Source organism: Aquirufa sp. A-Brett2-W8 (assembly GCF_054558755.1).
Window position 1 is genome coordinate 138,403 of the sequence record NZ_JBPXKS010000003.1, and the last position, 25,212, is coordinate 163,614.

At 42.8% G+C, this 25,212-nt stretch carries 20 protein-coding genes; 13 read left to right on the forward strand and 7 right to left on the reverse strand.

Features of this window, described 5'->3' with window-relative positions; all coding sequences use genetic code 11:
• Nucleotides 1–10: 10 nt before the first annotated feature.
• From ACST13_RS02490 to hemF, 3 genes are read left to right on the forward strand one after another with little or no spacing between them, the layout of a single operon-like run.
• On the forward strand, nucleotides 11–598 hold the full coding sequence (locus tag ACST13_RS02490; protein ID WP_459521645.1) for a hypothetical protein: 588 nt from the start codon (nucleotides 11–13) through the stop codon (nucleotides 596–598).
• Nucleotide 599: 1 nt separating this feature from the next.
• Nucleotides 600–3,212: a transglycosylase domain-containing protein gene (locus ACST13_RS02495; protein ID WP_459521646.1), complete on the forward strand. Its 2,613-nt coding sequence runs from the start codon at nucleotides 600–602 to the stop codon at nucleotides 3,210–3,212.
• A 1-nt stretch (nucleotide 3,213) separates the two neighbouring features.
• Entirely contained in the window at nucleotides 3,214–4,095 is an 882-nt protein-coding gene (gene hemF, locus ACST13_RS02500; RefSeq protein WP_459521647.1) for an oxygen-dependent coproporphyrinogen oxidase, read from the forward strand.
• 30 nt (nucleotides 4,096–4,125) lie between these two features.
• Here hemF and ACST13_RS02505 read toward each other — a convergent pair whose 3' ends face one another.
• A complete protein-coding gene (locus tag ACST13_RS02505; protein WP_459521648.1) occupies nucleotides 4,126–4,524 on the reverse strand; it encodes a hypothetical protein in 399 nt (132 codons plus the stop codon).
• A 16-nt stretch (nucleotides 4,525–4,540) separates the two neighbouring features.
• Nucleotides 4,541–5,590, reverse strand: a complete 1,050-nt coding sequence (locus tag ACST13_RS02510) for an o-succinylbenzoate synthase (RefSeq protein ID WP_459521649.1) — start codon at nucleotides 5,588–5,590, stop codon at nucleotides 4,541–4,543.
• Between the two features lie 68 nt (nucleotides 5,591–5,658).
• On the opposite strand from ACST13_RS02510, the gene lpxK reads away from it, so the two are divergent.
• From lpxK to mnmE, 7 genes are read left to right on the forward strand one after another with little or no spacing between them, the layout of a single operon-like run.
• Nucleotides 5,659–6,663: a tetraacyldisaccharide 4'-kinase gene (gene lpxK, locus ACST13_RS02515; RefSeq protein ID WP_459521650.1), complete on the forward strand. Its 1,005-nt coding sequence runs from the start codon at nucleotides 5,659–5,661 to the stop codon at nucleotides 6,661–6,663.
• Between the two features lie 9 nt (nucleotides 6,664–6,672).
• Nucleotides 6,673–8,631, forward strand: coding sequence for a putative porin (locus tag ACST13_RS02520; protein WP_459521651.1), 1,959 nt, complete (start codon nucleotides 6,673–6,675; stop codon nucleotides 8,629–8,631).
• A gap of 23 nt (nucleotides 8,632–8,654) precedes the next feature.
• Nucleotides 8,655–9,143 (forward strand): gluconate 2-dehydrogenase subunit 3 family protein, encoded by a 489-nt coding sequence (locus ACST13_RS02525; protein WP_459521652.1) that lies wholly within the window; start codon nucleotides 8,655–8,657, stop codon nucleotides 9,141–9,143.
• Nucleotides 9,144–9,151: 8 nt separating this feature from the next.
• Entirely contained in the window at nucleotides 9,152–10,858 is a 1,707-nt protein-coding gene (locus ACST13_RS02530; protein WP_459521653.1) for a GMC oxidoreductase, read from the forward strand.
• Nucleotides 10,858–13,680 (forward strand): PD-(D/E)XK nuclease family protein, encoded by a 2,823-nt coding sequence (locus ACST13_RS02535; protein ID WP_459521654.1) that lies wholly within the window; start codon nucleotides 10,858–10,860, stop codon nucleotides 13,678–13,680. The genes ACST13_RS02530 and ACST13_RS02535 overlap by 1 nt, the downstream gene beginning before the upstream one ends.
• Nucleotides 13,681–13,722: 42 nt before the next feature.
• Nucleotides 13,723–14,007, forward strand: coding sequence for an SCP2 sterol-binding domain-containing protein (locus ACST13_RS02540; protein WP_459459546.1), 285 nt, complete (start codon nucleotides 13,723–13,725; stop codon nucleotides 14,005–14,007).
• Between the two features lie 3 nt (nucleotides 14,008–14,010).
• Entirely contained in the window at nucleotides 14,011–15,372 is a 1,362-nt protein-coding gene (mnmE, locus tag ACST13_RS02545; protein WP_459521655.1) for a tRNA uridine-5-carboxymethylaminomethyl(34) synthesis GTPase MnmE, read from the forward strand.
• Between the two features lie 177 nt (nucleotides 15,373–15,549).
• On the opposite strand, the gene ACST13_RS02550 is transcribed toward mnmE, so the two are convergent.
• Both ACST13_RS02550 and ACST13_RS02555 read right to left on the reverse strand, forming a co-directional pair.
• The gene (locus ACST13_RS02550; RefSeq protein WP_459521656.1) at nucleotides 15,550–16,980 is read right to left on the reverse strand and encodes an AAA family ATPase; all 1,431 of its coding nucleotides are present in this window, start codon (nucleotides 16,978–16,980) and stop codon (nucleotides 15,550–15,552) included.
• Between the two features lies 1 nt (nucleotide 16,981).
• Complete coding sequence (locus tag ACST13_RS02555) at nucleotides 16,982–18,091, reverse strand: vWA domain-containing protein (protein WP_459521657.1); 1,110 nt, start codon at nucleotides 18,089–18,091, stop codon at nucleotides 16,982–16,984.
• 57 nt (nucleotides 18,092–18,148) lie between these two features.
• On the opposite strand from ACST13_RS02555, the gene ACST13_RS02560 reads away from it, so the two are divergent.
• A complete protein-coding gene (locus tag ACST13_RS02560; protein WP_459521658.1) occupies nucleotides 18,149–18,814 on the forward strand; it encodes a spheroidene monooxygenase in 666 nt (221 codons plus the stop codon).
• Between the two features lie 274 nt (nucleotides 18,815–19,088).
• Here the strand turns inward: ACST13_RS02560 and ACST13_RS02565 are convergent, their stop codons facing one another.
• Together ACST13_RS02565 and ACST13_RS02570 are read right to left on the reverse strand one after the other, a co-directional pair.
• Nucleotides 19,089–19,430 carry a P-II family nitrogen regulator gene (locus ACST13_RS02565; RefSeq protein ID WP_459521659.1) on the reverse strand — a complete coding sequence of 114 codons (342 nt, stop codon included), beginning with the start codon at nucleotides 19,428–19,430 and terminating at the stop codon, nucleotides 19,089–19,091.
• Between the two features lie 18 nt (nucleotides 19,431–19,448).
• A complete protein-coding gene (locus tag ACST13_RS02570) occupies nucleotides 19,449–20,702 on the reverse strand; it encodes an ammonium transporter (protein WP_459521660.1) in 1,254 nt (417 codons plus the stop codon).
• Nucleotides 20,703–20,805: 103 nt separating this feature from the next.
• Here ACST13_RS02570 and ACST13_RS02575 point away from each other — a divergent pair, with 103 nt between their 5' ends.
• Nucleotides 20,806–22,695, forward strand: a complete 1,890-nt coding sequence (locus tag ACST13_RS02575; protein WP_459521661.1) for a beta-N-acetylhexosaminidase — start codon at nucleotides 20,806–20,808, stop codon at nucleotides 22,693–22,695.
• Entirely contained in the window at nucleotides 22,695–23,354 is a 660-nt protein-coding gene (locus tag ACST13_RS02580; protein ID WP_459521662.1) for a DNA/RNA non-specific endonuclease, read from the forward strand. Before ACST13_RS02575 ends, ACST13_RS02580 begins: the two co-directional genes overlap by 1 nt.
• Here ACST13_RS02580 and ACST13_RS02585 read toward each other — a convergent pair.
• A complete protein-coding gene (locus ACST13_RS02585) occupies nucleotides 23,346–25,211 on the reverse strand; it encodes a glycoside hydrolase family 88 protein (protein WP_459521663.1) in 1,866 nt (621 codons plus the stop codon). The genes ACST13_RS02580 and ACST13_RS02585 overlap by 9 nt on opposite strands.
• Between the last annotated feature and the right edge of the window lies 1 nt (nucleotide 25,212).

A 25,212-nucleotide genomic window follows, 5' to 3' on the forward strand; every position in this document is an offset into this window, starting at 1 on the left:
AAAGCCGTCTATGTTAAAAACCAAAGTTAAAGTTAGTTCCATTGAAAATCTCTCCGATGCGCGTTATTGTGCGGGAATGGGAGTGGAGTGGTTAGGATTTTCTTTGGCAATGCCAGTAGAAAAGTTAGTGGAAATTAGGAACTGGTTAGCTGGGGTTCAAATTGTGGGCGAATGTGCTGGTTTAAAGCCAGCTGAAATTAAAAGTTTAGTTGCCTTGCATCAGCCTGACGCCATTGAAATAGACTCCAAAATCAATTTAGTGTTGATTCAGGACATTGATTTACCGAAAATCCTTCGCGTAAACATCGATACTGATAATTTACCGTCTTTATTTGCTTCTGCAGCACCTTATGTGAGTCATTTTTTATTAGTGGGGAATGGACCGGAGTCTTTGCAGGGAATGGAATCGTCGATCGAGATTTGGGCGGCGCAATATCCGATTATTTTAGGTTTAGACGTGCCCTTAGTTGATTTAGAGGAATGGGTGGATCAAACCTCCATTCAGGGAATTGGTTTAACAGCCGGAAAAGAAGACCGTCCCGGTTTTAGAGATTTTTCTGATTTAATGAGTATCTTGGAAAAATTAGAAATTGACTAATATGCTAGCTAAAATAAAAGATAAATACGCTCAGGTGAAGGCATTCGTATTAACGAAAGCTTACGCTGTTGGCTTGTTATTGTTAGCCGGTTTTAAGAAGTTAGTAGGCGAGCGTTTATACAGTATTTGTGTAGGGTACCTGGTTTTAGGTCAAGTATTTGCGCAAACACAGGGACGCAAAGTTCAAGCTTATTATGATTCCAAAGTAGATAAGACAGCACCCTATTATAAACCCATTGTTCGAGGGTATCGCATTTTCGCGAAAAGCGCTCTTTTTGTATTGATTTATTTATTGGTTATCGAAACTAATTTCTTTTTTTTAACCGGAGAAATGCCGAGTGTAGATGATTTACAGAATCCGAAACTTTCGCAGGCATCGGAGATTTATTCAGCCGATGGCGTTTTATTAGGCAAGTTTTTTGCTGAGAATAGAACGCCTATCCGAGATTTTAATCAGATTTCTCCTTACCTCGTCAAGGCTTTGGTGGCGACTGAGGATGCGCGTTTTTACGAGCATACGGGTATTGATTTTCAAGCTTGGGCCGGGGTCATAGTGGGAATCGCAAAAGGGGGTGATAGAGGAGGAGGAAGTACGATTACGCAGCAATTAGCAAAGAATTTATTCAAGACTAGAACGAAGAAGGGATTCGTGAAGACGGGTCTTTTGGGTTATATCCCTGGATTAAACAAATTGATTTATAAGTCCAAAGAATGGGTCACAGCTATCAAATTAGAGCGTTTTTACACCAAAGATGAAATCATTCTTTGGTATTTAAATACGGTCGATTATGGCAATAATGCCTACGGTATTAAAGTAGCTTCTAAAGCCTATTTTAATACCTCTCCGGATAGCTTGAATATTCAAGAAGCAGCGATTTTAGTGGGATTGCAAAAGGCGACGACGACCTATAATCCGAAACGGTATATGGGGAAACCTTTGGCAGAAAATAAAGCCTGGAAACGTAGAAACGTAGTTTTAGCCCAAATGGTGAAAGCTGGTTACCTCCGAAAAGTAGATTATGATTCTTTAGCCATGTTGCCTATTGAGTTACACGAAAATGAGGAATCCCCTTACGATGGAACGGGTAATTATTTCAAAGTGGCGGTGGCGAAATACCTGAACGAATGGGCGGAGAAGAATGAAATTGAGCTGGATCTGTATCGTGATGGATTGAAAATCGTAACAACAATTGATTCGAAAATGCAGATTTATGCGGAGGAATCGGTAGAAGAAGGAATGCGTGCGACGCAGAGGAATTTCGATAATCATTGGGCAAACCAAAACCCCTGGGTAGGTGAAAACGGTCAAGAAATAACTGGATTCATTGATACGGTGGCTAAAAGAACGGAATATTATAAGTATTTAGCCTCTCGCTTTCCTACTAGCCCAGATTCAGTAAAGCATTATATGAAGGATGTCAAGCGGGATATGTGGGTGTATTCGAGAAATGCGTTAGGCGAAGAAAAGCGCACGATGAGTTCGTATGATTCCATTCAGTATTATAAAAAATTCTTACAGGCGGGTATGATGACGATGGATCCGTTCACGGGGCATATCAAAGCTTGGGTAGGTGGATTGGATTTCAACTATTTTAAATATGACCACGTAAAACAGGGTCGTCGCCAGCCAGGATCTACTTTTAAACCCTTTGTTTATACCTCAGCTATCGATGGTCCGAAGAATCTTTCTCCGTGTTATATGATGAAAGATGAGCCTTTTGAGATTGAGGTGGAGAATGCCAAAGGGGAAAAGGAAATGTGGCGGCCAGGCAATGCAAATGGTAGTTTTACGGGCAGGGAAATGCCGATTAAACGGGCGCTCGCCCAAAGTATTAATTCAGTTACGGCTCGCCTAACCAATGAAGTGGGAGCAGATACGGTGATGTATTATGCGAAGAAAATGGGTATTAAAAGTCCATTAAAAGCTGTTGCTTCTATTGGATTAGGTTCTTTTGATGTCACGCTGTTCGAAATGATAGGCGCCTATTCTGCTTTTGTCAATGAAGGAATGCACGTAGAACCCATGCTTGTTCAAGAAATTCAAGATCAAAATGGAAAGGTATTGCAACGGTTTGATCCTACCATGGAACAAGTGATTCGTAAGGAATCAGCTCAATTAGTACGTTATATGCTCGAAGGGGTTATCCACGAAGGAGGAACCGGCAGTTCTCTATTGTATGGAGAAGGCGATATTTTATTGCCTAAAGACAATCGTTATGCGCGTGTTTTTGCTGGTAAAACAGGTACCACTTCGAATCACTCTGATGGCTGGTTTATAGGGATGTCACATAATTTAATTTCAGGGGTTTGGGTAGGTGGAGATGATCGCTCTATTCACTTTAGAACGGGGGCATTAGGCGAAGGATCTAAAACGGCCCTTCCGATATTCAAACGCTTTATGATTAAAGTGGTCAAGGATCCGATGCTAGCTCAGTACCGTCCTGAGCCATTTGAAAAATTAGATAGACGCGTCGTGAAAAAGGAATTTGATTGTTCTAATGGATCTTATGCTTTGCCAGATTCGCTCCAAGTATCAGATGCCGAATTAGACTCCATGAATGCCTTATTAGAAGACAATGCAACAGCGTCGGACTCGACGGGTTCTCCTCAGTAAAATGAATAAACACGACATTGCCGCCTATTTTCAAGGATTACAGGATACCATTTGTGCTGGAATTGCGGCGACAGATGGCAGGGCATCCTTTAAAGAAGATAAGTGGACGCGAGCCGAAGGTGGTGGCGGTCGAACTCGGGTTTTAGCTAAAGGAACCATTTTAGAAAAGGCCGGAGTTAATTTTTCGGCTGTCGAAGGTCCTTTGCATCCGAAGATGGTGACCAGCCTTCATGTAACAGAGGAAGTGGAATTCTTTGCCACTGGGGTTTCCATTGTGATGCACCCAGAAAATCCTTGGGTTCCTATCATTCACATGAATGTGCGCTATTTTGAATTAAGTAATGGGGAGTTTTGGTTTGGTGGAGGTATCGATCTAACTCCGCACATTATCATCCCAGAACAAGCAAAATGGTTCCATGAGCAATTGAAAGCGGTTTGTGATCGCTTTGATTTGGCTTTTTATCCGAAATACAAGACTTGGGCTGATGATTATTTCTATAGCCCGCACCGCGAGGAAACACGCGGTATCGGTGGGATCTTTTTTGATTACATCAAAGGCGATAAAGAAACGGTTTTTGAGTTTGTCAAAGCCATTGGGGAATCATTCGAGCCTATTTATAGTCATTTAATGCGCCTAAATGCTTCGCGCAACTACACGCAAGCGGAGAAAGAGTTTCAATACATTCGCAGAGGTCGCTATGTGGAATTTAATTTAGTGCACGACCGGGGAACTAAATTTGGTTTGGAGACGAACGGACGAACAGAATCGATTTTGATGAGTTTGCCTCCTATGGCCGCTTGGGAATATATGTATGATCCGAAGGTATTTCCGGAAGGTCAGGCGACCTTTGATCTACTGAAAAAAGGAATAGACTGGATATAAAAAAAGGGGCTTGCGAGCCCCTTTTTACGTTTATTTTGTTTCCCAAACAATTTCGATTCCCTTCGGACTTATTAAGAGTACACGCGTAGGAGCCGGAAGTAAAACTAAGCGGGTATTAGCATCGGGATCTTCCACCCATTCTACTTGAACGCCTTCTTTCTTTCCTATTTCTATTTCTCCATCAGCCGTCTCCACGAATTTCTTCGCTAAATAGGCCGTAGGTAATAATACGTCTGATTCTGGACAATGTTTTAAATGCACCTTCTCTAAGATGTCCTCTAATTGATCGCCGTATTTCTCATTGAAATCATCTTCTAAATCATGAAGCATCTCTTCTACGTCATCGTAGGATTCATCAGAGTAGTTTAACTTACTCAATTCTAAGCGCTTCTCTAAGATGGCAATCATTGACTCGTCAATCGTATTCATAAGTAGTGTTTATTTTTTACAAAGATAGGGGCTGAAACGGAGATTCCCTTGGAAATGTTGGGTCAAAACTGATATTTCCTTTTTCGATGGAAAGACCAGAGACAAAATTATTCGTATACAATTGTCCAGTTCCTAATCCCTGTGGAATTTTGACGTCATAATCCCCGGTTAATTGGGCGATGGCTTGCAAGCCTATGTTGGATTCCAAAGCGGACGTAATCCACCATTCTTTGCCCTTTTCTGAAGCCCAATCGATCCAATCTCGAGTCGCTTGAATACCTCCTAAAAAGCTAGGTTTAAGGATGATATAATCGGGGTCGATGAACGAGGCAATCGATTTATCCTGCATTCCGATGAGTTCCTCGTCTAAAGCGATGGGAAGAATTTGCTGAGCTATAAGTTTTCTCATTTCGTCAGGCTGTCCAGCTTTAATGGGCTGTTCGATGGAATGAAGATCGAAAGCGGCTAATTTTTCCAGTTTAAAAGGAGCCTCAATAGGAGAGAAGGCGCCGTTTGCATCGACGCGCAAAGTCAATTCCTCTGCGGAAAACCGGGATCGAATGCTTTTTATAAGTGATAGTTCAGTCTCAAAATCAATGGCACCTATCTTTAATTTCAAACAAGAATAACCTTGTTGTAATTTTTGCTCGATTTGCGCGCGCATAAATTCGGCGGATCCCATCCAGATGAGTCCGTTGATAGGAATTTTTTGTAAACCCGAGGAAAAGTCGTTTTGAAAGGGAGCAGAAAAATCAAGCAAGGCGGTTTCTAAGGCAAATCGAAACGACGGTTGTTCGAACGGAATTTCAGAGATCCACTCTTGAATGTCTGTCGGCAAAGCTAAACCTTGAAAAGGGGCTAAAGCCTTCTCAAAGGTGGCTGAGCAATCTTCCGAAAACTCTGGACTTAGTCCAAATAATGGGCCGGCTTCACCTATGCCTTGACGAACGCCATCCGAAATCTCCACGAAATAGGATTTCTTCTTCGTTAATACCCCGCGGGAGGTACCCGCTTCGAAGTGAAATAGGAGTTCGTGGGGAAGAAATCGGAGATTGATTTTAGACATGATGCAATTTATTATTTTCTATTCGATTTTGTGCCCTCCCGTATTATTTTTAGCTTTAAGGTTATTATATGAAGCACTTAATTACCTTTCTTCCGTCCTTGCTTTTTGGCCTAATTACCTATGTCCGGAATAAACTCTATGACTGGGGAATTTTGTCTGCTAGCTCATTTGAAAAGCCTCGAATTATTGTGGTGGGTAACCTAGCGGTAGGCGGAACGGGAAAGAGTCCTTTAGTGACTTATTTAGTCCAAAACTGGCGTGGAGGTGATCGATTAGGCATATTGAGCCGTGGTTATGGCCGTAAAACAAAAGGATATATAGAGGTGAAAGCGCAATCGACGGCGGAAGAGGTGGGGGATGAGCCTTTGGCCTATAAAATGGTATTTCCTGAGCTGCCGGTAGCGGTTTGTGAAAAGCGAACACTAGGAGTTCAAGAAATGCCAAAAGTGGATGTGTTAATTTTGGATGACGCTTTTCAACATCGTTCGATAAAAGGGGAGGTAAATTTAGTTTGTTCGACTTTTTCGCAGCCTTTTTATCAAGATTCGCTATTACCACATGGGCGTTTGCGGGAGTCAGCAAAAGGGATTTCAAGAGCTGATGCGGTCATCGTGACGCGTTGTCCGTCCATTTTAACGAAGGAACAGAAATCTAATTTTGCACAAGGCGTTTTGCGTAATTCGAGAGAGGAGAAGCCGATATTTTATACGAGTGTTCGTTATGGGAAACCGGTGGGACCTCGTGAGCATTTACCTACTAAATGGTGCTTATTTGCTGGTATTGCAGATCCTCAACCCTTTTTCTTAGCGTCGGCCTCCTTAGGTCTGGTGCTAGAAGAGGTGGTTTACAAGGATCACCATGAATATACCGAAATAGAATTACTGGAATTTGAACAACAGGCGAAAAACATGTCAGGTGATGAAGGTTTTTTGACTACGCACAAGGATTTTGTAAGGTTTCAGGCTCACTTAGGCGCTATGCCTAATTTAGCGAACCATTTATATTATTTGCCGATGGAAATGTATTTCATCGATCAGGAAGAGCAGTTTTGGGACTGGTTAGGAAAAAATTAAATTTGTAGAGTGAAATATAGACTGTTATTTCTTTTCATGGTTATCGGGTTTTCGCCTGCTTTTGCGCAGAATTTGCGGTCTGCAGGTGGACGAGGAATGAGTGATCCCAATGCATTTCCAGATCCCATGGCGCCAAGAGATCCGAATGCACCGAAACCGGTCGCGAATGGAAAATCAGGTCGTGCGGCATTGGATGATTCCACTAAGATGATCTATGGCCCACAATCAACGTCTTATTTTCTGGAAGAGGATGTATTGAATGGAAGAGGAGCGAAGAATTCCATAGATACGAGTTTGCACCTTTTTCACCGCTATTTATTTCAAGAAAGAGCTAGTTTTTTAACGGCTCATTTAGGAAATGAAGGCACAGCAGTTAGAAATGTATTCGTAAAGCGTCCTGACCAAATAGGATCTCAAATGGGCTATAACGCCTACATGCCGTATGCCTTTGCGGCGGACGAGGTGAAGTATTACCAAACTAAATCCCCTTATTCAGACATAGAGTACTACTTAGGAGCTGGAGGTCAAACGAGATTGAATTTCACTTTTGCGCGCAACGTGGATTCGCTTTGGAACATTGGTTTCGAGATTCAACGCCAGGTCTCTGATAAGTTTTTAACAGATCAAAAATACAAGTCAGGGAATCAAACCCTGACAGAGCAGTGGGGAGTATTGCTTCAAACCAATTACAGAACGCGCAATAACCGCTACCGCCTATTATCCCACTTGAATTATTTTGATATGGGTATTCAGGATCAAGGTGGCGTACAATTATTAAATGGCTTAGATCCGACTACAGCCTTGAAATACACAGATAACGGTGCCTTATTTGCTACTTCCGGTGCACAGTCAAATGATTCTTTTATTAAGTTCCATTTTTATCATGAGTTCATTGGCTTTAAAGGATTGCAGTTTTTTCAACGCATCGACGTAGAAAATCGCACAGCAAAATTTAGGGACATGGATTTTGCAACGAACCTGAATAAGAATTATTACGCTAAAAATTACGAAACACAAACAGATTCCCTATACAACGAAAATCAATGGCAATCGTATGCGCACCAGACGGGTTTCAAAGGGATATTTAGAGGTTTTACCTACCGAACCTATTTTAAACAGCGTTATTGGGATGTGAATAACCCGATGGCCGGTTTGCAACGGAATCGATTAGAGAATTATGTGGGATTATTTCTACAGCAGAAATTTAATGACAAGATTGACTTCACGGCGGACGGAGAATACTTGCTAGGATCAGATTACCGATTGCAGGCGAATTTTATATCTCCTTTCTTTCAGGTAAAGGCGAGCCGGACGTCGATCAGTCCATCTGTAGCTTCAAACTGGACCTATAATGCAGCCTTCCGCTGGGATCAATCGTTTGATAATGTGTTATTTGACGAATTAACGGGGACTTTGAACCTTCAGCGTAAAAATCTTTATTTCCGTCCTACCGCGACGATTCAGCGGATTGGAAATTATGCCTATTTTGATACCTTGTCTAAGGCTAAACAATCTGCAGATGCCATTGGGGTTTTTAGAACAGGTTTTTCAGCCGGTGGGACTCATGGTAAATTTGAATGGTCTACTTTAATCCTTGCTAATACGAAGACGGGTCCAGATGTGATTCGGATGCCCGCATTAGTGGCTAATGCGAATCTTGCCCTGAATGTGCAGTACAAGAAGTTATTATACATGCAGTTTGGCTTAGATATCCAGCATCAGTCAGCCTATTATGCAGATGCCTATATGCCTACGATACAGCAATTTCACCTGCAAGACCGCTATGAAATCCCTGCTTTTGTGCAGGCAGATGCCTATGTTAGCTTACGAATTAATCGCGTTAGACTCTTCTTTAAAATGCAGAATGTTAACCAAGGATTGTTAAATTCGAATTATTATACCGCTTACCTACATCCAGCTATGGCTAGTTCCTTTGGTTATGGAGTTCGTTGGCTTTTATTTGATTAAGAAATATTAAACCTAAAATACATATGAACACGATTTCACGCCGAAATTGGGTGAAGGGAATGGCACTGGCTAGCTTAGGCAGTGTTGTTTTTACTGACCTTAAAGCAGCTGATGCGCCTATAATTCAGTGGAGCGCTGACCAAGATTCTCTATTAAACAATTGGATGGGGGTAATTATACCTGAGTCTAGCATTCCTGGAGCTGTTTCATTAGGCGTTCCTGCCTTTGTGAAGACCATGTTGAAGGATTGTTATGAGCCGAAAACGTCTGAAAACCTGGTAAAGGCTTTAGCCGCTTTACCTGCCATAGACAAAGTTTCCGAGTCAGAAAAAGAACAAGTATTTTTCCAAATCGAAAAAGGCAACATGGGAGCTGATGCTCAAAAAGCCATAGCAACCCTAAAAGGGCTGACCATTCGCGGTTATATGACAACCGAATACGTGATGGTGAATCACTTAAACTATGTGATGGCACCTGGATTTTTCAATGGCTGTGAACCTCTAAAAAAATAAACCGACGAATGAATATTTTAAATAACGCAGAAAAACGCACCTATGGTGCAATTGTGATAGGTTCTGGTATGGCTGGCGGCTGGGCTGCTAAAGAGTTTTGTGATAAAGGAATTAAGACGTTGGTGCTCGAAAGAGGTCGCCTGGTGACACATAATGAAGATTATCCGACTACGCTGATGAGTCCCTGGGAATTCGAACACCGCGGACAATTAACGAAAGAGGAAGTGGCCGAGAACCCGATTATATCCAAATGCTATGCTTTCAGAGAAGATGCGAAGCACTTTTTTGTCAAAGATAAGGAGCATCCTTACATTCAAGACAAGCCATTTGATTGGATTCGTGGCTACCAAACAGGCGGTAAATCGCTTATGTGGGCTCGTCAAACTCAGCGTTGGTCTCAACTAGATTTTGATGGTCCAGCACGTGATGGATTTGCGGTGCCTTGGCCGATCACCTACAAGGAAATAGATCCTTGGTATTCCTATGTGGAGCATTTCGCTGGAATTTCTGGGAATAAGGATGGTTTAGATTCCTTGCCTGATGGAGACTTTTTGCCTCCGATGGAATTGACTTGCGTGGAGAAACATTTCCAAAAAGAAATGAAGCGTTTATACTCGGATCGCCATGTGATCATCGGTCGTTGTGCACACTTAACGGAGCCGCGTGATATTCATATTCAACAGGGCCGTGGAACGTGTTTGGGACGTAATTTATGCCAAAGAGGTTGTCCTTACGGCGGTTACTTCAGTGCGAATTCCTCTACTTTACCTTGGGCTGCGAAGACGGGTAACATGACATTAAGAACAGATTCAGTGGTTCATTCCATCATTTACGATGAGAAGAAGCAGAAGGCGGTAGGAGTTCGTGTGGTAGATGCGCACACGAAAGAAATGGTGGAATATTACGCTAAGGTTATTTTTGTGACGGCAGCTGCTATCAATACAAACTTGATCTTATTGAATTCGAAATCAGCTCGTTTCCCGAATGGATTAGGTAATGATAGTGGATTATTAGGAACGCACATAGCGCACCATAATTACAGAGCCTCTTTATCTGCGGATTACGAAGGATTATTAGATTTTAAAACATCCGGTGGTCGTCCTAATTCAGGTTATATTCCGCGTTTCAGAAATTTATACAAGCAAGAAACGAACTTCTTACGTGGTTATGCGGCGGGTATGAGTGGTGGAAGAGGAACACACGCTGACCAAAGTTCCGTAGGAGAAAGCTTGAAGAATTCGTTACTGAATCCTAAATGGTCGAACTGGTACGCTGGATCGCACATGATGGGGGAGACGATTCCGAAGGAAAGTAATAAAGTGACTTTGGACGCTACAAAAAAGGATGACTGGGGAATGCCTTTATTGCACATGGACGTGAGCTACGATAATAACGATGATCTAATGGTTAAAGACTTTATCGATCAATTCACAGAGATGTACGAGAAAGCCGGCTTTAAAAACATCAAAACGCGCGATACGCATGCTCCGGCAGGATTAGATATCCACGAAATGGGTGGAGTGAGAATGGGTTCAGATCCGAAGACATCACTTCTAAATAAGTGGAACCAACTGCACCACGTGAAAAACGTTTTCGTGACGGACGGGGCTTGTATGACATCTACTTCTACTCAAAACCCTTCATTAACGTATATGGCCTTCACGGCGCGTGCGGTTGATTTTGCGGTGAAAGAAATGAAAAAAGGAAATCTGTAATGCAGACATTTTTAGGTAAAACGGCAGATCACCTGTTCCAAGCGCATGGCATGGAAGGGTTGAAAGACATCGCCGTCGTGATGCCCTCGCAACGGGGTATACTTTACCTGAAAAAAGAATTAGCGATTCGTGGGGATAGGCCATTTCTATCTCCGGCCTTTTTTACGATTGAGGAATTCGCGCTTCAGATGACGGATTCCGTGCTCGAGGATCCGATCGATTTATTGTTCGAGGCCTATGCCTGTTTTAGGGCGGTGGATCCTAAAATTGATTTTGACCGCTTTATGACCTGGGGCCAACTGATGTTAAAGGATTTCGATACCCTCGACCTTTATTTAGTGGACCCTATGGCTTTGTTCTCCTTTCTTTCGGAGGCAAAGTCGATCGAACGTTGGGGGCAAGAATATGGCCAGGAACATTCGGATGAATGGATTACGGCTAATACCTCCGCCTATTTTAAGTTATATGACTCGCTTTTAGAGGTCTATATTCGGCTGAAAAGTCGTTTGGAAACGAAAGGAACGACTTACCGAGGTTTAGCCTATCGCAAACTAGTGGAGTTGTTAGAGGCGGGGAAATCACTCGGTTTTAAGCAGATTTATTTTGTCGGTTTTAATGCATTGTCCAAATCGGAGGAAAGCATCATTCGCTTGTTATTGAAGGAGAATGTGGCGCAGACGCTTTGGGATGCAGATGAATATTATGTAAAGAATAGGCATCATCGGGCTGGAAATTGGTTAAAAAATTACACTGATCCAGGAAATCCTGCTTATTTATCGCGTGGACCATTTCATTGGATGGAACGGGATTTGTTAGAAAAACCGAAAGAGGTGGAGATTGTGGGTTTAGCGAATCCGTCGGCTCAGATTTTTGTGGCTTTAGAGCAAATCCGAAGCTGGCAAGCGGAACATGGCGATGTAGAACAGGTGGCCTTGGTTTTAGGCGACGAAAGCCTGTTGGATTCACTAATGCCTTATTTAGGGGAGTTCAAAGATCGCTTGAATATCACGATGGGTTATTCGTTGAAGAAGGCCCAGGTATTTTCGTTGATCGAAATGTGGTGGGCCTTGGTGCCTTTGGAAAAATACCCGATTGCATTAGTTAAGTCTTTGAAAGAGCATCCTTTAATGCAATCTATAAAGGTACCTGCCTGGAAAGAGACAGATTTATATCTCTCACAAGTTCCCAGCGGGGGTAACATTTTTATACCGTCTTCATCCACTTTCGAAGATTGCCTGAAAGCATTGATTCGCCTGTTAACGGATATACTTTACAAAACAGATAAGGACGATTGGGATGCGGAATCGCAGGCGATTTTGCAGGCTTTGGCCGTGTTAGATAAGCTGGAAGAGATTGCACAAACGAATGCCTTTATTTCCGTAAAAAGTGGTCAGGCGCTCTGCAAACAAATGTTGCAACAGCAGAAGATGACTTTTGAGGGGGCTGAAAACCGGTCCTTGCACGTCATGGGATTACTTGAGACGCGGACTTTGGACTTTGACCGGGTAATTGTTCTCTCGTTGAATGAAGGGAGTTTGCCGGGAACGCGGAAGCGCGAAAGTTTGATACCCGTCGATATTGCGAATATGGCGGCCTTTTCGCTGCCTACGTTTACACAGGCGGATGCGGTGACGAGTTATCACTTTTACCGTTTATTGCAACGGCCTAAGGAGGTGATGTTAGTGTATGTACAAAATGATTCTTCTGCTAAAGAAGTGAGTCGTTTTGTACGTCAGATTCGCTATGATTGGGCCAAAAAGAATCCACACTTGATTTTGCGCGAGCCAGCTGTGAAATTTAGTTCAGATACCTTGGCGGATGGCGAAGCTGAATTACGCATAGAGAAAACACCTGAATTAATTGCTCAAATCAAGGATATTTTAGCGAATCGAGGTTTATCCCCTTCATCGGTGGCGATGTTTTCCAGCTGTTCTTTGAAGTATTATTTCTCCCAAATCGTCAACCTGCAACAAGAGAAACAGCGGGACGATGAAATGGGGGCGGATGTGTTTGGGACCTGGGTGCATAAGGTGTTGGAAATTTTAGATCGACGTTTGATTTCAACCGGTGGATGGGAAGATGCGCTTTCGGTAGTTCAAAAGAAAGAGTTAATAGCCCCTTTATTGGCTGAAGCGATGGAGGATATAAAGGAGCGAGAGGGAAATTTTGAGGTGGAGAAAGGCTTTAATTATGTACTTCAGGAGGTGGCCAAAACCTTATTAGGAAGCTACTTCGAAGAATCGGCGTCCTGGTATGAAGATCGTATTCAACTTTTGGCGGTAGAAGAAGTGGTGGAAACCAGAATTTCAGTGCCTGTGGGCTCCGAGATGTGGCCTATACGGATGAAAGGGCGAATCGATCGAATCGATTTGAAAGGAGGTTCAGAATTGCGAATTGTCGATTATAAGACGGGAAAGGTGGAGAAAAAAGACGTTAATGCAGGCGAGAGTTTGGCGGGAACCCTGCGTGAGGAGGAACTCAAAGCTAAACTTTTTCAGTTGTGGATGTATAAGTTTTTAGTGACTAAGGAATTACAAAAAGCGCCTGAAGAACGAATTGGACCTTTACAGGGTTTTGAATTAGCTAGATTAACTATTCAGCCGGGTATTATCTCTTTTAGAAATTTTTCAGATAAATTAATTTCGGCTCCTTTAGAATTCTCTGAGGAAGAAAGCGTGGCATCCTTCCTGCGCGAATCAGAAGAATTGGTAGGTTTTTGGGTGAATTCATTGATTTCCACTGAGAAAGCCTTTGAAAAAACGGTGAATTTAGACCAATGTACTTACTGTGATTTTACCTCAATTTGCCATCGAAACGTGTAGTTTGATGAAAATGACTTAATTTTATGCTTTAATTAATATAACATGACATTTCAAGAAATCAACGATCGTATTATTGCTTTAGCTGCCCAAAAAGGAGGACAAGGCGTATCTTTTAAATTTGCCTTTCCAAGCGGCATCATTGTCGTAGGAGCGGACGGTTCTGTTTCGAATGAAAACTTAGATTCAGATTGCACCATCTCCACTACAGAGGAAACATTTACTTCGATCTTAAACGGCGAATTAAATTCTATGATGGCCGTAATGACGGGAAAAGTGAAAATCTCTGGCGATATGTCTGTCGCGATGAAATTGACAAATTTACTGTAATACATGAATTTTAGCGACACGATTGTAGCTTTAGCGACGCCCGCAGGGGTAGGAGCAATCGGCGTAATTCGTCTATCAGGAGATCGAGCGATCGAAATCGTGAACGCCGTTTTCAAGCCCAAAGATCTCTCCACCCAAGCTTCTCATACGATTCATTATGGTCGTATCGAGTCTGCTGGTCGTGTCTATGACGAAGTGGTCGCTAGTTTATACATCGCGCCACGTTCCTACACGAAGGAAAACGTGGTCGAAATATCGTGTCACGGTTCCCCTTTCATCCAAGAGAGTATCTTGCAATTGTTTGTAGAACAGGGGGCTCGCTTCGCTCGCGCCGGCGAATTTACCCAGCGCGCTTTCCTAAACGGAGCCTTCGACCTAGCCCAGGCCGAAGCGGTAGCTGACGTCATCGCCGCCGACTCCGCCGCCGCTCAACATGCGGCATTGCATCAATTAAGAGGTGGTTTTTCGAAAGAATTAGCTGCTTTACGCGAGGAATTAATCCATTTTGCTTCTCTCATTGAGCTGGAGTTAGACTTTGGTGAGGAGGACGTAGAATTCGCGGATCGCAAGGATTTAGAAGCACTAGTCAATCAATTACTAACAAATATCCGCCCACTCGTATCTAGCTTTAGAGCTGGAAATGCGGTGAAGAACGGTGTGGCTACTGTGATTGTGGGGAAACCAAATGCAGGCAAATCGACCTTATTAAATGCCTTATTGAACGAGGATCGTGCCATTGTCTCTGATATAGCTGGAACAACCCGCGATTCCCTTGAGGACGAATGGACCTTAGGTGGAATCAAATTCCGCTTGGTGGATACGGCCGGCTTACGTGAAACCACGGATATCATCGAGGCGCTAGGAGTGGAGCGAACGCAAGCTTGGGTGAAGAAAGCGCAGGTGGTCATTTATATGGCCGATGCGACGTCTGAAACGCCGGAGGGACTCGCGGCCGGCGTAGAAGCCCTCGGTTCACTAGAGATTCCCGTGATTAAGTTGTTGAACAAAGTTGATCAAATCTCCGATCTATCTACATTTAAATCGGCTATCCCGGATCTAATTCCTATTTCTGCTAAAAACCGCGACGGACTGAACGATCTCGAAGCCGCCTTGTTAAACGTAGTCGGTTTAGATCAAGTGAGCACAAATGGAACCTTAGTAACGAATCTTCGTCACTACCAGCAATTATTACAAACACAAGAAACACTAGAAGGAGTTCTAAACGCGTTAAAAACAGGCCTTACAGGTGATCTCATTGCACAAGACCTTCGCTATGCCCTTCATCATTTAGGTGAGATAACGGGGCAGATATCGAATGACGATTTGTTGAAGAATATCTTTGGGAAGTTTTGTATCGGAAAATAGCCGAAGGCTATTTTCTAAAGCATAGAGCATAAAGCACAAAGAATAAAGTAGGAATAAAAAAAGAGAACGAAAATCGTTCTCTTTTTTTATGGTATGTTTTGAATATTTCATAAGTGTATCGCCGAAGGCGATACCACCTTTATTCTTTGTGCTTTATGCTTTATGCTTTACAAAAGTTTAAAACAAATCACGGAACTGAAAACCATTAGTTAGTCTCTCCTTCCCCAACTTCTGATACTCCGCCAGCGCCCAGAGTACAAATTCCTTTAAGAAAAGGATATCCTCTTTTTTATAATCTGGCTGGTATTTCTTGATCAATTCATTCAATGGCTTAATTTCATTTAACGTCGAAGCATAATCAGCTGCATTACATTCGTCATACAATACAATGCCACCTTCCGAATAAACAGCTTCCATTAACGACGCATAAGGACTTTCTTCGATCTTCTTGGAAAGCTTTTCGATTTTAGGGAATAGACCTGGGAAGAAGGTTTTGATAGCGGAGCCGATCAATTGCTCAGCCACGGAAGCCGCGCCTTCTTGCTCTCCTTCATACACTAATTCCACTTTTCCTGTGATCGCTGGGATGGTTCCCATGAAGTCTGCCAAACGTACAGTCGTAGATTTCTCGCGATTTAGTAAGGCACGTCTTTCCGCCGTGCTGACTAAACTCTCGAGCATCGAAATACTCATACGAGCGCTGACACCACTTTTGGTATCGACATACTCACTTTCTCTCGCCTCAAAAATGATTTGTTCTAACAAATCGTAGGCTAAATTCGGGACATAAACTCGATCCGATTGAGCCGCATTGACGCGCGCCTCCTGTGACGAAATTTTGCGCGCAATCGCGATGGTTTCTGGATAATGGGTTAAAATTTGAGAACCGATACGGTCCTTCAATGGCGTCACAATGCTTCCTCTGTTCGTATAATCTTCCGGATTCGCCGTGAAGATGAATTGAAGATCAAGCGGTAAACGCAATTTGAAACCACGGATTTGGATATCACCCTCTTGCAAAATATTAAATAAGGCCACCTGAATACGCGCTTGTAAATCAGGAATCTCGTTAATGACAAAGATGCAGCGATTCGCTCTAGGGATCATCCCAAAGTGAATCACGCGGTCATCCGCATACGATAATTTCAAATTCGCCGCTTTAATCGGATCCACATCCCCGATTAAATCAGCCACTGTAACATCTGGAGTAGCTAATTTCTCAGCAAATCTGTCAGAACGGTGTAACCACGCGATGGGTGTCGCATCCCCTTGTGCTGCAATTAAATCAATGGCGAATCTGGAAATAGGTGCTAACGGATCATCATTAATCTCTGAACCTGCCACGTAGGGAATGTATTCATCTAAAAGATTGATCATTAAACGAGCCAAACGTGTTTTCGCCTGACCGCGTAAACCCAATAAATTGATATTGTGGCGAGACAAAATCGCACGCTCTAATTCTGGAATAACGGAGTTTTCAAAACCATGTACCCCTTCGAAAACGGTCGTTCCCGCCTCCATGTGTTTAATCAAGTTGTCCCTTAATTCGTCTTTAATCGATTTGCTTATGTAGCCTGAGGCCTTTAATTCGCCTAAATTGTTGATCATCTTATTTGAGTCTTTTCTTTCTATTCGTATCGTAATCTTGGAAAATCATTTCCCCTAAGCCCTTCAAGCCCGTGTAAAAGGCCTTTCCTTGGTTCGCTTCGGTAAATTTGTCCACAAATTGCTGCAGGTAGGAATCCCTAGCAATCATAAACGTGGTAATCGGAATATGTAATTTACGTGCCTGCGCCGCCTGTGTGTAACATTTCTCCGTCACATAGGGGTCAAGTCCGTTGCTATTCATATAATACGTCCCGTCTTTTTCCCGAACACAGCTCGGCTTTCCGTCGGTAATCATAAAAATCTGTTTGTTGGTATTCCTTTTTCGGCGCAGAATATCCATCGCTAATTGCAGTCCAGCCACCGTATTCGTGTGGTATGGCCCCACTTTTAAATAGGGGATATCCTTAATGGAAATACTCCAGGCATCGTTTCCGAAAACTAAAATATCGATCGTATCTTTAGGATAGCGGGTCGTTATGAGTTCTGCCAAAGCCATCGCCACCTTCTTCGCGGGTGTAATCCGATCTTCGCCATACAAAATCATGGAGTGGCTGATGTCGATCATCAAAACCGTACTCATCTGAGATTTGAACTGCGAATCTTCTACCACTAAATCCTCTTCTGTTAATTCGAATTCGCCTATACCGTGATTGATTTGAGCATTTTTTAGACTCTCCGTGAGGGAGATTTTCTCTAAGCTATCTCCAAAATGATAGGATCTAAATTCCCCCGTCATTTCATCCCCTTGACCAGATGCCTTGGTCTTGTGATTGCCAGATCCACTTTTATTTAAGTTTCCGAAGATGTTCTCCAAAGCTGTCTGGCGAATGGCTCGCTCTGTTTTGGCCGTAATCCCCATTCCAGAACCGCCATTCTCATCGATTTCCTCCCGGATATAACCTTTGGCCTTCAAATCCTCAATGAAATCCTCAATCGTATATTTCTCATCCGTCAGCTCGTATTCCTTGTCTAATTCGCGCAACCACTCGATTGCCTCATCAAAATCTCCCGACGTATGTGTGATTAATTCCTTGAAAATCCCGAAAAGCTTATCAAAAGGGGAGACGCTCTTCTCCTCAAACTCTTTAAAATAAAAACCCTTTTTATTCATTTCTTTTAAACCCTATTAGCACTTTAATTGTTCAAATAAACAACTAAATTTGAGAATATGAGTGATCAAATTATTTCTATTCGATTTTTATCCTTCGAAGGCTTCGCAAATAAGCGCTTTGCCTTCGCAGAAATGGGTCGCTCATTCGTCCAAAAATGGCAGTCAGACGGCCTTTCTTTCGCCAAACATTTAGGCGTAGGAGCCGGCAATGGCTTTTCCATTTGGCCTGACTTTTCCTCTTATGCCTTTCTAGGCGTATTCGAAAATCAAGCAGCCTCAGATCATTTTTTCACTACAAACAAACGTTGGAAAACACTTTGTTCCCATTCGTCTGCTACGAAAGGCTATGACGCAGTCGCCATCAAAGGCCACGGAACTTGGAACGGATCGAACCCTTTTTCCATCGTCGAGGATCCCGGAAATGGCCCCCTTTTAGTGATGACGCGCGCCAGTATTGTGTGGTATAAATCCCCCATTTTTTGGTTCTACGTCTCTCACGCCAGTAAATACCTAGAAAATCGCGCGGGTTTATTATTTGCCAAAGGCGTGGGCGAATTCCCCCTCATCGAACAGGCCACACTGAGTCTTTGGGACTCGTCTGAAAACCTAGATTCCTTCGCTTATAAAAGTAAGGAACATGCGCCAATGATAAAGAAGACGAGGACGATTGGGTGGTATTCGGAAGAACTATTTACACGTTTTCGGGTGGTTAATAGTCTGTAATCAGTAGTCAGTAATCAGTAGTCAGTAATCAGTATACAGTAATCAGTAGACAGTGGTCAGTAGACAGTAATCAGTATCCAGTAGACAGTAATCAGTATCCAGTAATCAGTAGACAGTAATCAGTAGACAGTAAAAAAGCCCGAAATCAAGCTATAAATCGTATGATTCCGGACTATTAAAAATATTCCCTGGTTACTGACTACTGTATACTAGATACTTACTAGCTACTGACCACTGTATACTGGATACTGTTGATGAATCGCGAAGCGATTCATCAACGTATAGCCTCAATCCCCCTCGTTCTCGTCCGAATCCTGATCGCATCCTGAACATCGTACACGAAGATTTTGCCATCTCCCACATTGCCTTCAGAGGCATTATCTAGGATGACATCTAAGCATTTTTCGAGGTTTTCATCGCTTACGACGCAGATGATCATGACCTTTGGCAATAAAATCATCGACTTCTCTGTACCTCGGTATATTTCTGAATATCCTTGTTGTAAACCAGCGCCGCGAACGGGAACTACGGTCATACAGGGGATATCGGCATCGATCAAGCCTTGTTGAATAGCTTTTAATTTCGATGGTTTTACAATGGCTTCTACCTTTTTCATATCGTGTTTATTTAGCTATTATTCAAAAGTTGTGTACGCTTCTACTCCAAATTCCACGGCATCAATACCTGCAGATTCTGCTTTGTGACTTAAGCGAATGCCCATCGTCTTTTTCAAAGCCATAAAGATGGTGTATGTTGTTGCAAATGAGAATACACTAATAACTGATACCCCGATTAATTGCGTAATTAATTGCGCGCTTTCGCCGGTGATGAATAAACCATTCTTTTGGGAGAATAAACCTACGGCAATCGTACCAAAGAAACCATTCACCCCGTGTACCGCCACAGCACCCACCGGATCATCTACTTTCATTTTATCTACCACCACCACCGCGATATCTACGATGGTACCTGCGATGAAACCAATAATCAAGGCGGAATCCGCTGAAACGACATTACAACCTGCTGTAATCGCCACTAAACCGGCTAAAACCCCGTTAATAACCATCGTGATATCTACCTTTTTGTAACGAATAAAAGTATATAAAATCGTGGCAATACCACCCGCTGCCGAAGCAAGGAAGGTGTTAGTCGCAACAGACCCGATGAGATCCCATTTACCCACAGCTCCTAAGGTAGAGCCTGGATTAAATCCGAACCAACCGAACCATAAGATGAAAGCACCCACCGCTGATAAGGTTAAATTATGTCCTGGAATGGCATTCGCTGTTCCATCTTCATTGTATTTGCCTAAACGAGGTCCTAAAACGATTGCACCGGCTAAGGCGGCAAAACCGCCCATCGCGTGAATGGCTGCCGAACCTGCAAAGTCATTAAAGCCTCTTACAGCTAACCAACCGTTTGGATTCCAAACCCAGTTTGCTGCTAATGGATACATAAGGGCACAAAAAATAGCTACATAAACGGCGTATGACCACATTTTCATCCGTTCTGCGACTCCACCTGAAACGATGGAAATAGCCGCCACGGCGAAGCCCATTTGAATAAACCAAAAAAGTGAATTAGAAATGGTCAAACCTAAACCTAAATCGCCCTCCATAATGCCGGAGTCGAAAGCCCAGTAGCCATTGGATTTGCCATAGGCAATCCCGAATCCGACTAAATAAAAGGCAACACCACCGAACATGATGTCGATCATTACTTTGGCAATAATACTGATGGCATTCTTAGAACGGACGAATCCAGCTTCTAGTAGGGCAAAGCCTCCTTCCATTTGAAAAATTAAAGCGGCGCAAAGGGCCACCCAAACAGTGTCAATAGCGTGTGTGAGTTCCACTTGCTGAGCAGCAAGCGTGGCAGTTTCATTCATGGTTTTGAATTTTGTATATAATGCTTCTTATTTCAAAAATACGAAACCATTTGGAATATTCTGCATTTTGATGGAACTTTAACACGATACCAAAACCTATATTATGAAGAATGTCATCGCACTCGTTTGCTTGAGTTTAACCTTAAGTTTCGTTTCATCCGCACAAAAGCCCTCTATCATTCCTATTCCCTCAGAGGCTACTTATCCAGCAGGTAAATTTGTTTTACCAGCGTCTATTTCCATATCAGGTCCTTCAGATGCTCAATTAAAAGTGGGATATGCGACTTTGGTCAATAAACTGAAAAATGCTACGGGTCGACCAGTTACCGTTAAATCAACGGGAACCGCGACTATCCAAATACAATTAGCGTCGAATTCAAAATTAGGATCGGAGGGTTATAGCCTTCAAGTAAACGCGAAAGGGGTGTTGATTCAGGCGAATAAAGCTGCCGGTTTGTTCTACGGTCTGCAAACTTTATATCAATTATTACCTAAAGAAATTGAATCCAAAACAGTCGTTAAAGGGATTCAGTGGTCGATTCCATACGCTCAGATTTCTGATACACCCCGTTTTGCTTGGCGTGGCCAAATGTTCGATGTGGCACGTCACTTCTTTTCTAAAGAAGACGTGAAGAAATTCATCGATGACATGGTGGAATACAAATACAACTTGCTTCACTTCCACTTAACGGACGATGAGGGCTGGAGAATAGAAATCAAATCCTACCCTAATTTGACAAAAAAAGGGGCTTATAACGTTAAGAAAGAGGGTCGTTTCACCACTTTCTCTAAGCCAGAACCGAATGAGCCTCGTAATTATGGTGGTTTTTACACGCAAGAAGATATCAAGGAATTGGTAAAATACGGTCAAGATCGGTTTGTGAATATTGTCCCTGAAATAGATGTTCCTGGTCACTCGATGGCTGCTGTAGCCTCTTATCCTGAGCTTTCTTGTACGCCAGGGGCTGATAAATATGAAGTTATTTCTGGTGAACCTTTCATTGATTGGTCGCATGGTCATCCGGAGGCTTTGCAAGACAATACCTTATGTCCAGCGAATGAGAATGTGTATACGTTCTTAGACAAAGTGATGGGAGAGGTGGCTAGTTTATTCCCTTATGACTATATCCACATGGGGGGCGATGAGTGTCCGAAGAACTATTGGGATAAGAATCCAGAAATTTTAGCTTTGAGAGCGCGTGAGGGCTTGAAGAACTCACAAGAGATACAGGCGTATTTTGTAAAACGTTTAGAGAAGATTGTTACGTCTAAAGGAAAACGTATGTTAGGCTGGGATGAAATTTTAGAAGGTGGTGGATTGCCTAAAGGAACAGCAGTGATGTCATGGCGCGGAATTAAAGGGGGTGTAGAAGCTGCTAAATTAGGCCACGAAGTGGTGATGACGCCGAACGATAATGTCTATGTAGATTTAATGCAAGGGGATCGTGCTTTAGAGCCACCGGTTTACAGAATGGTTCGCTTACGTGATTCTTACGCCTTTAATCCGGTTCCGGATGGGGTGGATGCTAAATTAGTAAAAGGGGGTCAGGCGAATATGTGGTCGGAGCAATTATACAATTACCGCCATTTGCAATACATGATGTGGCCACGGGCGCTAGCTATTTCCGAGTCCCTGTGGTCGCCAAATGAAAACAAGAACTGGGATAATTTCATTGGCCGCGTAGAAGATCATATGGCACGTTTTGACGTAGCAGACAAGAAATACGCTCCATCTATGTATGAGGCGATCGTGAAAGTGACGAAGAATGCGAAAGGCGAATTATTTGTGGAATTGAAGAATGAAATCTCCGGATTATCTATCCATTATAGTTTTGATAATTCCTATCCTGATAATCACTATCCCCATGTGTCTGGATTAGTAGCCGTGCCCAAGGACGCTGAATTGATGCGCATCGTTTCGTATCGCGGAAAGGAAATGAAGGGTCGTATCATGAATATTAGCCGAGAGGACTTAGAAAAAAGAGCTAAATAATGCTCTTAAACCTCATTTTCAGTGTATTATTATCGGTCGGGGTGCCCAATATTTCGGGCGCCTCGTCTGCTTCTACGACGAACTATCTTTCGGTTAAGAAAGGCTATGTGATGTCCTATAATGGGGTGGAGGGTCGAGCGAATTGGGTAGGATGGACATTGAAAGCGAGTGATGTAGGGCCAGTGGATAGAACGAATCGTTTTATACAAGACGAATCTTTCCCGAGAGGATTTAAGATCGTAGATGAAAAGGATTATGCCCATTCTGGTTATGATCGGGGGCATCTCTGCAATTCGGAGGATCGAACTTCATCAGGATACTTAAATGAGGAGACATTCTTAATGTCGAATATGATTCCGCAGACTCGCGAGCTGAATCGGGGACCATTCAAGATGTTAGAAGCCTATTGCCGTAAACTAGCGATAAAGAAAGGGATGAATTTGCTAATCTATTCTGGAGGAATTGGGGCTAAAGACCGTTTAGGGTCGAACGTCATTGTTCCAGCTTATTGCTGGAAAGTGGTGTACACACCTGAGAAAATCTGGTGCATACTTTTCCCGAATGAACGTTATTTGAATAAAAACTGGCAGACCTATTCCGTTCCTTTAGAGACCTTGGAAAAAATGACCGGTTATCGTTTTCCGCGCAAACTACTTTAGCATGTAAATGGCCAGTTTTTTAGCCGCTAAGAAGTTTTCGTATTCTAGGGGTGTTCTACGGTTATTCGTGTATTCATTGTATAACCACGGATCGCCTAGCGCAAATACTTTTCCTTTTCCTATGTTAGCAGTTGCCATCACGGAATAACCTTCCAGATTAACTAGTGATTTCGCGCTCCCACTTAGCTTAAGCGTCGTAATCTCCTTAATATATACTTTTTTAATCGGGTCAAAAATGGCGTTTCCAGCTGGTATCATCACCGCACCCTGTTCCCAGTTGCGGCCTTGAACGAAATTCAAGTTAGGAGCGACGAATTCGATGCCGAAACGCTTGGCCAACAGATTAAATTTTGGAATCTCGCAGTTCGTTGTGTCGTTCGCTAACAGAATCAAATGTCCTCCCGCTTTTACCCAGGCCTCAATCTCATCTGCCGCTTCAGCCGTCATATAATTTGGTTTGGCTGTTTCTTTATAACTATCTGGATCCACGATGATGTAAACAGAGGCTCCTTTTAAATTCTGACGCGTAGGAGAAGCGCCCAACGTATCTAATGAAGCACCTAATTGCTCGAATTGAATGCCCCATTGATTGAATCCTGAATCTTTGCGATCTTCCCACGTATAATGGAAGCGAAGCCCATTTTTTGTTTCGTGGTTAAAGAAATAATCTAATACGACTTTCTTGCCAGCTCCGATGGATAATTCTTTGGCAATCTCCATTTCTAAAGAGGCCAAAATAAACGGACCCACACCCTTCAAATCATCTGTGCGTAAAGGCTCACTCAAATAATATTCATACGAACCATCTCGGTAAGGAACACCACCTAAGCCACCCACGGTGACTGTTTTCTCTAAATGAATGTATCCTTCCGCGTCTTTTGTGATGAATTCTTTCAGGATTCCGGCATAGCCTCGTTCAGCATTTTTTCTGAAACTAACAGGTAAATAGCCTTTTCTGACTCCCTTAGCAAAAGTATAGACGAACATATTGGAGGCAGATGCCTCGAAATAGTTGCCTTTTTTACCAGGATAACCGGGTAATTGATACCAAACACCGGAAGCGGAATCCTGAATCTTAGCAATGGCTGCAGATAACTGATTTAATTGCTGAATCAAGATTGGTCTAGAAGGATGATTCTTTGGCATATAATCCAAAACATCTACTAAAGCCATCATATACCAGCCCATCGAACGACCCCAAAAATTAGGGGAATGTCCATTGCTCTTATCAGCCCAAGGCTGCACTTTTGCCTGATCATAGGCATGGAATAAAAGACCTGTTTTAGGATCTATAGTGCCTTTGTACATTAATTGGAACTGCTTTACGATGTCAGCCCAGTTGTCTTGATGGGTGATTTGTCCATATTCCGCGTAGAATGGCTCCAGCATATACAGGCCATCTAACCACATTTGGTTCGGGTATCTTTTCTTATGCCAAAATCCACCATCCGAATCTCTTGGCTGCTCCGAAATCTGCTTTCTTAAAAGGTCAGCGGCTTTTTTGTAGCGTTCATCGCCTAATTCTTGGTATAAATACAGGAGCATACGTCCTGTGGTGATGTTATCAGAATTAAATTCATCGAAATGAAAGGTGCGAATGTGGCCATTGGCATCTACGAAACTATCGATGTTCTTTTTGATATACTGAAAGTAGGTGGCGTCCCCGGTTCTTTGGTAGACATGTTCTAAAGCCTTCAATACCAACCCTTGCTCATAATCCCATCCCGCCGGTTTTCCTACTTTTACAGTAATAGAGTCTTTGTGTGTGTGCATAATGGACTTCGCCATCAGCTCGGAGTAGTTTTGACCACTCGCAGCGCTCATAAACCCTAAAAAAAGAACAAGGAATTTTTTCATG